This is a genomic window from Propionibacterium australiense (genome assembly GCF_003666605.1).
Lineage (GTDB): Bacteria > Actinomycetota > Actinomycetes > Propionibacteriales > Propionibacteriaceae > Propionibacterium > Propionibacterium australiense.
Genome location: NZ_RCIV01000048.1, coordinates 1 through 2,388 on the forward strand (window position 1 = coordinate 1; position 2,388 = coordinate 2,388).

At 63.7% G+C, this 2,388-nt stretch carries 3 protein-coding genes and 1 CRISPR repeat array; all 3 genes read left to right on the forward strand.

The window, feature by feature from the left end; all coding sequences use genetic code 11:
* A partial coding sequence (locus tag D9T14_RS13120; RefSeq protein WP_147434132.1) for an IS1634 family transposase occupies window positions 1-370 on the forward strand: 370 nt, incomplete at its 5' end.
* Between the two features lie 15 nt (window positions 371-385).
* Window positions 386-658: a hypothetical protein gene (locus D9T14_RS13125; RefSeq protein ID WP_119162952.1), complete on the forward strand. Its 273-nt coding sequence runs from the start codon at window positions 386-388 to the stop codon at window positions 656-658.
* 59 nt (window positions 659-717) lie between these two features.
* Window positions 718-993, forward strand: a complete 276-nt coding sequence (locus D9T14_RS13130; RefSeq protein WP_119162953.1) for a helix-turn-helix domain-containing protein — start codon at window positions 718-720, stop codon at window positions 991-993.
* 229 nt (window positions 994-1,222) lie between these two features.
* Window positions 1,223-2,243: a CRISPR direct-repeat array (repeat unit 29 nt; unit sequence GGCTCACCCCCGCGTGGCGCGGGGAATTC).
* Window positions 2,244-2,388: the final 145 nt, after the last annotated feature.

A 2,388-nucleotide genomic window follows, 5' to 3' on the forward strand; every position in this document is an offset into this window, starting at 1 on the left:
GAAAGGCTACGTCACGAACATGCCCGCCACCCGAATCTCCGCGGCAGAACTCATTGCCGACTATCACGAGCTCTGGCTAATCGAGAAATCCTTCAGGATGTCGAAGAGCGACCTGAAAGCCCGCCCGGTCTTCCATCACACCCGCGAGGCGATCGAAGCCCACCTCACCATCGTGATGGCCGCACTCGCCGTCTCACACCGCTTGCAAACAATCACCGGGAAATCCGTCGCCAAAATCATCGAAACACTCGAGCCAATCCATGAAATGAACGTCAACATCGCTGGCCAAACCCTACCCGCTCACGACCAGATCACACCCGCAGCCCAAACCATCCTCGACACCCTCGGCCTCACCTGGCCCCCACACTAAAGTGGCACGAGTCGGGTGGAGATCCGGGCTCTGGCGCAGGAACACGCGCTGCTCGTCACCATCGACACGTCCTCGCCGGAGGCCGTGCCGGCTGGTTACGAAGGCGTCATCGAACCAGCCGGCGGGCTTGGAACGCAGTATTCCTACGCCGGAGCCCCAGCATGGGCGCTCGTCACCGCCAACTTCATGGCCTTCCTGACCCACGCACTCTCCCGGCTCCACGAGCGCACCACCCGCCTGGCTGCCGAGAACACCGCGCTGCTCGAACAGACCGAGGGGCTGGTGTGACGGCGACCGCCGCGCACCGGGCGGCCGTTGGCGACGTCGATTCCGGGGATACTGCACCTATGGTTGGCACTGTGAGCGCCGCACCGTCACCCGACCCACACGTCGTCTGTCACCTGGACCTGCTCCTGGAGGCACGAGGCATGACGCTCGTGGAGCTCTCCGAACAGGTCGGCATCACCGTCGTGAACCTCTCGGTGCTGAAGAACAACCGGGCGAAGGCCATTCGATTCTCAACGCTCGTGGCCATCTGCGAGGCGTTGGGCTGCGACGTCGGCGATCTGCTGGAGGTCACCACAGAGGCGGTAGAACCAGATGAGCCCGGCACAGAGGGCTGACCCACCCAGGCGCGGACACAACTGAACGCGCACGAATCCGATAGGAACCATGGTTCCCGAAGAAAAGATGTGGAACTCCGCCCCGACGCTGTCGAGGTGTCCCCATCTGTCACGATGGTATACAGTCGCTCGGGTGAGCGTCAAGCAACCGGTATTCTCACGTTACTCGTGGCCTCGACGCAGGCTTCACGGGAAAGGCCGCCTCAGCCTCCACAGCTGCTACCAGCTGGGCTCACCCCCGCGTGGCGCGGGGAATTCCTGAGCGCCGTCTTGTCGCTGGCCGCCGCCGTGGGCTCACCCCCGCGTGGCGCGGGGAATTCGATCGCCGGCATGGAAATAGGCCACAAAAAGGAGGCTCACCCCCGCGTGGCGCGGGGAATTCGACGCGTCAAACCACGCCAAAACCGCGGCCAAAGGCTCACCCCCGCGTGGCGCGGGGAATTCGACGCGTCAAACCACGCCAAAACCGCGGCCAAAGGCTCACCCCCGCGTGGCGCGGGGAATTCATTGCAGCGCATACTCAAGGCCACCAGACTTCGGGCTCACCCCCGCGTGGCGCGGGGAATTCTGTAGGCGGGTGGCGAGGCTGAACCTCGTGAAAGGCTCACCCCCGCGTGGCGCGGGGAATTCCATAATCACCGCCGCGAGCCACCTGCAGACCCAGGCTCACCCCCGCGTGGCGCGGGGAATTCCTCGTGCGGGGGTGTCCCGTTGCAAGGGTTATCGGCTCACCCCCGCGTGGCGCGGGGAATTCGCTCCTTGGTAGCTGAACACAGTGCCACTGGCTGGCTCACCCCCGCGTGGCGCGGGGAATTCCCTTAATATTCTTAGCGAGGATGACTTCGTGAAGGCTCACCCCCGCGTGGCGCGGGGAATTCGCGCTCGGCCTCACCGGCAAGACCTTCGCCGCGGGCTCACCCCCGCGTGGCGCGGGGAATTCTTGCTGGCAGCAATGGGTTTGTGATTGACACGGGGCTCACCCCCGCGTGGCGCGGGGAATTCCGAGGACAAGCCCTCATGGAGGGGCGATATTAAGGCTCACCCCCGCGTGGCGCGGGGAATTCTATGGCTCATGTGCCGGCGCTGCCGGAAGGCGAGGCTCACCCCCGCGTGGCGCGGGGAATTCCGACAAAGAAGTTTTCCGCATCCTTGACAGGCAGGCTCACCCCCGCGTGGCGCGGGGAATTCGGCTGCACGGTAAGGTTGATGCTAGTGTGGATAGGCTCACCCCCGCGTGGCGCGGGGAATTCCACCGTGCCCGATACCGGGAGGGTTATTCAAAACTCTTGGTTTGAGGGGTGATCTTGGAGGCTATTTCACCAGTATGGGCGTGTCATGATAAAAGGTGAGGGCCTGCCACAGAGATAATTGGGTTACCAAACACTCGACAATCTC